Below are 7132 nucleotides of genomic sequence, written 5' to 3'. Positions count from 1 at the left end.
CTCGGCGGTCACGTCGCTGCGCTCCAGCATCGGCCCGTGCAGGGACGCCAGCCCGGCGCGCGCCTGGAGATACGAGAGCAGATGCGTGGCGTCGCTGTAGCCGACCACGAGCTTGCGCGCGCGGCGCAGCTCGTCGGCGTCCAGCCGCGCGAGATAGCGACTCACGCCGTAGCCGCCGCGCGCGCACAGGATCACGCCCACCGCCGGATCGCGCACGAGTGACTCGAGGTCCGCCAGCCGCTCCGCGTCCGGCCCCGCGAGATAACCGGTGCGCGCGCGCACGCTCTTGGTCACGACCAGCGGGTGACCCTGACGGGCGAGCCACTCGAGGCCCGCGTCGAGGATCTCGGGGTCGATCGGGCCCGAGGGCGCGCACACGCCGATCGCCGCCCCGGGCACGAGCGCGCGCGGGCGGAGGCGCTTCTGCTTCAGAACGGCGGCTCCAGGTCTCCGAGCGCGCCGACCCCGCGGCCCGAGTCGAAGCCCGCCTCGGGCGGCGGCGCGTCGCCGCGGTTCGACAGGTTGTGGAAGCGGCCGTGCTCCTTGGCGAACTGCAGCTTCACCGTGCCGATCGGGCCGTTGCGCTGCTTGGAGATGATGAGCTCGGCGATGCCGGCGTCGGGTGTCTCGGGGTCGTAGACCTCGTCGCGGTACACGAACATCACCAGGTCGGCGTCCTGCTCGATCGCGCCCGACTCGCGCAGGTCGGCGAGCTGCGGGCGCTTGTCGGGGCGGTTCTCGGGCCCGCGGTTCAGCTGCGAGAGCGCGAGCACCGGGATGTCGAGGTCCTTGGCCAGGAGCTTCAGCGAGCGGCTGATGTCGGCCACCTGCTGCTCGCGGCGCTCGCCGCCGTCGCGCGTCTGGCGGCCGAGCACGAGCTGGATGTAGTCGATCACGAGCAGCGAGAGCTTCTGCTCGCGGTCGATGCGCCGCGCCTTGGCCGCGATGTCACTCACCGAGATGGCCGCGCTGTCGTCGAAGAACATGCGCGCGGTCTCGAGCACGCTCGCCGCGTGCGTGAGTCGGCGCCAGTCGCGGTCGGAGAGCACGCCGTTCACGAAGCGATTGTTGTCGATCTCGGCCTCGCCGAGCAGAAGGCGCAGCGCCAGCTCGCGCTTGGTCATCTCCAGCGAGAAGAAGGCGACGCAGCCGCCGAAGTCGAGCGCGTGGTTGCGCGCCATGTTCAGCGCCAGCGCCGTCTTGCCCACGCTGGGCCGCGCCGCCAGCACGATCACCTCGCCGCCGCGGAAGCCGCCGGTCAGCTGGTCGAAGCTCTCGAAGCCCGTGCGCACGCCCACGATCTGGCCCGACTGCACGCGCTCGATGTACTCGAACGTGGACTGCATCTCGTCCTTGATCGACGTGAAGCCGGCCTGCGCGCCGTGCTCGGCGATCGCCAGCACCTCGCGCTCGGCGTCCTCGACCAGGGTCGAGACACTCTCCAGCCCGTCGTAGCCGCGCGCCGCGAGCTTCTCGCAGGTGCGGATCAGCGCGCGCGCGGTGGCCTTCTGGCGCACGATCTCCGCGTGGTGCTCGACGTGCGCCGCGGTCGGCACGGCGTCGGCGAGCTGCGACAGGAACGCGGTGCCGCCGCTCTGCTCGAGCAGCCCGCGCTCCTCGAGCGCGCTGCGCAAGGTGATCAGCGAGACACCCTGCTGCTTCTCGGCCAGGTCGCGCACCACCTCGTACACAATTCTGTGTCGTGGCAGGTCGAACGAGGCAGGCGCGAGCTTGTCGGCGACCTTGTAGAACGCGTCGGCGTCGAGCAAGAGCGCGCCCAGCACGGCCCGCTCGGCCTCGTGGTCGGTCGGAATCGCGCGCAGCGCTTCTTCGGTCCTCGGCAAGTGGCCCCCCACCCCGCCTCGGGAGCTACTCGATTCTACTCGTCGTCGTCGCCGTCGTCGCGGCGTTCCTCGGTCTCGAGCCCCTCGGGCTCGGCCGCGGCGGCCTCGGCCCCGGGCTCGCCGCCCGACACGACCTTCACGACCAGCGGAGTCTGCACCTCGCGGTGCAGGCGCACCGTGATCGGGTGCTCACCGGTGCTTTTGATCGGCTCCCCGATCACGATCTTCCGGCGCTCGATCTCGACGCCGCCGCCCGCGAGCCGCGCCGCGATGTCGGCGTTGGTGACCGAGCCGAACAGCTTGCCCTCGGGGCTGGCCTGCATCTCGAAGGTGAGGTCGATGGCCTTCAGCCGGCGCTCGACCTCGCGGAACTCGGCGACCGCCTTCTTCTGGATCTCGGCGATCACGCGCCGCTGGTGCTCGACCTGCTTCACGCGCGAGGCGGTGGCCAGCATGGCCTTGCCCTGCGGCAACAGGTAGTTGCGGCCGAAGCCGGCCTTCACCTTCACCACGTCGCCCGCGTTGCCCAGGCGGTGGATGTCTTCGGTGAGGATCACTTCCATCGTGGCCATGAAGCCTCCGCTAGGTGTGCGCCGACGTGTACGGCAGGAGCGCGAGGTGGCGCGAGCGCTTGATCTCGGTGGTCAGCTTGCGCTGGTGGCGCGCGCAGTTCCCGCTGATGCGGCGCGGGATGATCTTCGAGCGCTCCGTCAGGAAGATGCGCAGCGTCTTGGCGTCCTTGTAGTCGATCTCGAGCTCCTTGTCCGCGCAGAAGCGGCAGACCTTGTGGCGCGAGAACATCTTGCGGCCGGTGCGGCGGCGCTTCTTCTGCGGGCGCTTCGCAATCACTTCGACCATGACTTACTCCTCGTCGTCGTCGCGGCCGAAGCGGTCGCCGCGGTCACCGCGATCGTCGAATCGCGCATCGTCGTCGTCGTCGAGCGGGCCGCCGCCGTTGCGCTCGCGTTCGCGCTCGCGCTCCTCGCGCTCGGCGCGCTCCTTCTCGCGTTCTGCGCGGCGCCGCGCCTGCTCTTCGGCCTGCTTCGCGGCCTCGATGACGCGGGTCTCGATGTCCTTCACCTCGTCGTTCGCGAGCACCGACAGGTAGCGCAGGATGTCGGCGTCGATGCGCATCAGGCGCTCGATCTCGGCGACCTCCTTGCCCAGGCCCAGGAAGTTCACCTGGAAGTAGTGACCCTTCTGGAACTTGCGGATCTCGTAGGCGAGGCGCCGCTTGCCCCAGTCGTCGCGCAGGAGCAGGCGCCCCTTGTGGTCGCTGATGACCCCGTCGATGCGGCCGTGGATCTCGGTCTCGCGCTCGACGGTCGCGTCGGGCTGGATCACGTAGACGAACTCGTACTCACGCATGCGCTCTCCTCGTGGGTTGTGGCCCCGGAGCTTGGGCAGGGTGCCCATGCGACCGTCGGGTCGCGCCCAGGACCGAGGGGCGTGACAGGGGGCGCAGTCTACCCGCCAGGGCATTTTGCTGCCAGCGATTCGCGGGGGCGGGCTAGGATTTCGCCATGGCCAGCAAGAAGAAGCGCGCGAAGGCGAAGTCGACCGCTCGTAAACCCGTGAAGAAGGCGGCCAGCAAGCCCGCTCGGCGCGCCCCGAAGCGCGCCGCGAAGGCCCGGCCGAAGCCGGCGGCCGCGGCAGCCCCGGGCGCGTCCAAGGCCACGCCCTACCTGTGCGTGAAGGGCGGGCTCGCGGCGCTGGACTTCTACACGGCAGCCTTCGGCGCGATCGAGACGCTGCGCATCGTGGACAAGAGCGGGCGGCTGGGTCACGCCGACATCGAGATCGAGGGCGCCACGATCATGCTCTCCGACGAGTGGCCGGAGGGCGGCGTGTTCAGCCCCCAGACGCTCGGCGGCAGCCCGGTCAGCGTGCACTTGTACGTGAAGAACGTCGACGCGCTGACCCGGCGCGCGCTCGCCGCGGGCGCCACCGAGGTCCGGCCCGTGGCCGACCAGCCCTACGGCGACCGCTCGGGGACGATCCGCGACCCGTTCGGCCACCGCTGGATGCTCTCGACCAAGCAGGAGGACGTCTCCAAGGACGAGATGGAGCGCCGGTTCGGCGGGGCCTTCCTGGTCAGCTAGCCGAGTGGATCGGGCGCGTGACGTAGCGGCGGCTCGCGCGTTGTAGAGAGTCGGAGATGAAATCCGACGAAGTCGCACGCGTGGAGGCCGCCCGGCAGGACCCGGGCCAGTTCGCCTTCCTCTACGAGGCGAACTTCGAGCTGGTCTACGCCTACCTGGCGCGGCGCGTGAAGGGCCGGGCCGAGGTCGAGGACCTGACCTCCGAGGTGTTCCGGCGCGCGCTGTCCGCCCTGCCCGGCTACGAGCCGCGCGGCGTGCCGTTCGCCTCGTGGCTGCTGCGGATCGCCGCGAACGCGGTGGTCGACCGCGCGCGGCGCACGAAGCGGCGCGCGCTCGCGGGCCCGGACCTGGCGCCCGAGCCGAGCGAGCCCGAGCGGCTCGACGCGCAGCAGCGTGCGCGGCTGTTCCGCGCCGTGGCCGAGCTGCCGCGCGAGCAGCGGCGCGTGATCGAGCTGCGCTTCGCCGAGGAGCGGCCCGTGCGCGAGATCGCGGCGGCGCTCGGCAAGTCCGAGGGCGCCGTGAAGCAGCTACAGCTGCGCGCGCTGGCCGCGCTGCGCAAGAGGATCGGCAGCGAACATGTCTAGCCAAAAGTCGAGAAAGCCCCGAGTGACTCCGCGCGCCGAGGAGCTCGACCAGAAGGTCGAGGCGCTCTTGAAGAGTCCCGGCGCGGCGCTGTCGGCCGCAAACCGCGAGCTGTCGGAGCTCTTGCACGTGGCGGTCGAGCTGCGCGACCTGCCGCGCAGCGGGTTCCGGGCCGGGCTCGGCCAGGCGCTGCGCCCGCGCATCGAGTCACACGACCTGCGCAGCGCCACCGCGGACCTGCGCGGCTGGGACAGCCCGCGCATGCTGGGCTCGCTCGATCAGGCCACGATCCTGGTGACCAAGTTCCAGGGGCTCGCGCCTTGGGAGCGGCACCCGGACGGCGACGAGCTGATCGTGGTGCTCGAAGGCGGCGGCACGATCACCGTACTCGGCGACGACGGTCCGGTCACGTCGGAGCTGCGCCCCGGGCGGCTGTTCGTGTGCCCGAAGGGCCTGTGGCACCGCGCTCACGCGCAGCCCGCCATGACCGCGCTCTACGTCACCCCGCTGGCCGGCGGTGAGCACTCGTTCGCCGAGGACCCGCGAACCGCCTGACGTCGGGCGGGAAGAAGAGGAGAGAGCCAATGGACCGACAGCTCGTGACTCCGTACCTGTGCTGCCGCGACGCGACCCGGGCGCTCGATTTCTACGAGCGCGCCTTCGGCGCCACGGTCGCCAGACGCTACCTGACTCCCGAGGGCGTGGTCGGCCACGCCGACCTCGAGCTCGCGGGCGCGCGCTTCATGCTCTCCGACGAGTGGCCCGACGAGCAGGTGTTCAGCCCCGCGAAGTACGGCGGCACGCCGGTGGCGATCCACCTCGTGGTGCTCGACGTCGACGCGCTGGCCGCGCGCGCGGTCGCGGCCGGGGCTCGGCTCGAGCGCCCGATCGCGGACCAGCCGCACGGCGAGCGCATGGGCGTGTTGCGCGACCCGTTCGGCCACCGCTGGTTCCTGGCCACGCGCACGGAGGAAGTCTCTCCCGAAGAGCTGCGGCGCCGCGTCGGCGACCGCTTCGCAGTGACTTGAACCCTCGAGGAGGCCCCCATGACCGAGCCTGCACAGTCCCCCGAGCTCCCGCCCGGCATCCGCATGTACTACATCGGCATCGGTCACTACGTGTCGCGCGCCATGTACGTGGCCGCGGAGCTCGGCGTCGCGGACCTGTTGCGCGGCGGCGCGCGCTCTGCCGAGGAGCTCGCGCAGAAGACCGGCACGCACGCGCCATCGCTGCGCCGCGTGCTGCGGCTGCTGGCCTCGGTCGGCATCTTCGCCGAGCAGGAGAGCGGGGAGTTCGCGCATACGCCCATGAGTGAGCTCCTGCGCACCGACGTGCCCGGCTCCATGCACGCGAGCGTGCGGCTCTTCACCGGCCCGAGCATCCAGGACTCGTGGAAGGAGCTCCAGTTCTGCGTGCGCACCGGCCTGCCGGCGCTCGAGAAGGCGCACCCCGGCGCGAACCCGTTCGACGACATGGCCAAGGACCCGGCCGCGGCCGCGAACTTCGACAAGGCCATGGCCACCTTCGCGCCCGCGACTTCGGCCGCAGTGGCGGCCGCCTATGACTTCTCGGGCTTCTCGCGTGTGACCGACGTGGGCGGCGGCAACGGGGCGATCCTGATCGGGCTGTTGCGCGCGAACCCCAAGCTGCGCGGGCTCGTGTTCGACCAGCCCCACGTGGCGGAACGCGCGCGGGCGCACATCGCCGAGCAGGGCTTCTCGGAGCGCTGCGAAGCGGCGGGCGGGAGCTTCTTCGAGAAGGTCCCGGGCGGCTCCGACGCGATCCTGCTCAAGCACGTGATCCATGACTGGAACGACGCCCAGGCGACCGCGATCCTGCGCTGCGTGCGCGCCGCGCTGCCGGCGCACGGAAAGCTCTTGATCGTGGAAGGCGTGTATCCCGCCCGCATCGACCAGTCACTCGAGAGCCGCGGCGCCGCCGCCAACGACGTGAACATGCTGGTCTCGACCGGCGGGCGGCAGCGCTCGGAGTCGGAGTTCCGCACCCTGTACGCGGCGTCGGGCTTCCGGCTCACGCGCATCGTGCCGACGCCGGCGCGCGTGGCGGTGATCGAGGGGGTGCCCGTGTGAGTCGGCCGGTCGAGCGGCTGCGGAAGATCTGCCTGCGTCTGCCGGAGACCAGCGAGAAGGTCGCCTGGGGCGAGCCGACCTGGCGCGTGGCCGGGAAGATGTTCGCCATGCTCGACGACCACCACCACGGCGCGCCCGATCTCTCGGTCTGGCTGAAGAGCGACTTCGAGACGCAGGCGCTCCTGGTCGAGTCGGCGCCCCAGCGCTTCTTCGTGCCGCCCTACCAGGGCAAGGCCGGCTGGGTCGCGGCGCGGCTCGACCGCAACACCGACTGGCGCGAGCTGGCCGAGCTGGTCGAGGAGGCGTGGCACAGGGCCGCGCCCCCTCGACTCACTCGAACTTCCTAGCTGGCGACGTGCTGCTGTGCCTGCGCGTCGTCGCGCTTGTGCAGCTCCGTCACGGTGGCGTCGGCCGCGAAGCCCGGCTTGAACATCGAGGTCATCGCGGGCACGAGCACCATCGCGCCCACCATGTTCGCCCCGAGCACGATCGACATCAAAAGACTCATGTCGGC

Annotated in this window: 11 protein-coding genes; 6 read left to right on the top strand and 5 right to left on the bottom strand. The window is 71.1% G+C overall.

What is annotated here, in order from left to right; genetic code table 11:
- From VMR86_10485 to rpsF, 5 genes are all read right to left on the bottom strand, one after another.
- Positions 1–399, bottom strand: a 399-nt coding sequence (locus tag VMR86_10485; GenBank protein HTO07468.1) for an LD-carboxypeptidase, incomplete at its 3' end; no start/stop codon positions are given.
- Positions 400–428: 29 nt separating this feature from the next.
- The gene (gene dnaB / locus VMR86_10480; GenBank protein HTO07467.1) at positions 429–1844 is read right to left on the bottom strand and encodes a replicative DNA helicase; all 1416 of its coding nucleotides are present in this window, start codon (positions 1842–1844) and stop codon (positions 429–431) included.
- A gap of 35 nt (positions 1845–1879) precedes the next feature.
- Positions 1880–2416, bottom strand: coding sequence for a 50S ribosomal protein L9 (rplI, locus tag VMR86_10475; GenBank protein ID HTO07466.1), 537 nt, complete (start codon positions 2414–2416; stop codon positions 1880–1882).
- A gap of 10 nt (positions 2417–2426) precedes the next feature.
- Complete coding sequence (rpsR, locus tag VMR86_10470) at positions 2427–2702, bottom strand: 30S ribosomal protein S18 (GenBank protein HTO07465.1); 276 nt, start codon at positions 2700–2702, stop codon at positions 2427–2429.
- Positions 2703–2705: 3 nt separating this feature from the next.
- Positions 2706–3212: a 30S ribosomal protein S6 gene (rpsF, locus tag VMR86_10465; protein ID HTO07464.1), complete on the bottom strand. Its 507-nt coding sequence runs from the start codon at positions 3210–3212 to the stop codon at positions 2706–2708.
- A gap of 155 nt (positions 3213–3367) precedes the next feature.
- Between rpsF and VMR86_10460 the strand changes: the two genes are divergently transcribed.
- The 6 genes from VMR86_10460 to VMR86_10435 are packed head-to-tail and all read left to right on the top strand — an operon-like array spanning position 3368 to position 6965.
- A complete protein-coding gene (locus tag VMR86_10460) occupies positions 3368–3946 on the top strand; it encodes a VOC family protein (protein HTO07463.1) in 579 nt (192 codons plus the stop codon).
- A gap of 56 nt (positions 3947–4002) precedes the next feature.
- Positions 4003–4530, top strand: coding sequence for a sigma-70 family RNA polymerase sigma factor (locus tag VMR86_10455; GenBank protein ID HTO07462.1), 528 nt, complete (start codon positions 4003–4005; stop codon positions 4528–4530).
- A 22-nt stretch (positions 4531–4552) separates the two neighbouring features.
- The gene (locus VMR86_10450) at positions 4553–5083 is read left to right on the top strand and encodes a cupin domain-containing protein (protein HTO07461.1); all 531 of its coding nucleotides are present in this window, start codon (positions 4553–4555) and stop codon (positions 5081–5083) included.
- A 29-nt stretch (positions 5084–5112) separates the two neighbouring features.
- Entirely contained in the window at positions 5113–5556 is a 444-nt protein-coding gene (locus VMR86_10445; protein HTO07460.1) for a VOC family protein, read from the top strand.
- 18 nt (positions 5557–5574) lie between these two features.
- Positions 5575–6618, top strand: a complete 1044-nt coding sequence (locus VMR86_10440) for a methyltransferase (GenBank protein HTO07459.1) — start codon at positions 5575–5577, stop codon at positions 6616–6618.
- Positions 6615–6965, top strand: coding sequence for an MmcQ/YjbR family DNA-binding protein (locus tag VMR86_10435; GenBank protein HTO07458.1), 351 nt, complete (start codon positions 6615–6617; stop codon positions 6963–6965). Before VMR86_10440 ends, VMR86_10435 begins: the two co-directional genes overlap by 4 nt.
- Positions 6966–7132 lie beyond the last annotated feature (167 nt).

Source organism: Myxococcota bacterium, from assembly GCA_035498015.1.
Lineage (GTDB): Bacteria > Myxococcota_A > UBA9160 > SZUA-336 > SZUA-336 > VGRW01.
Note: the sequence above shows the minus strand (reverse complement) of the source record. Positions and strands in the feature narration are given on the sequence as shown.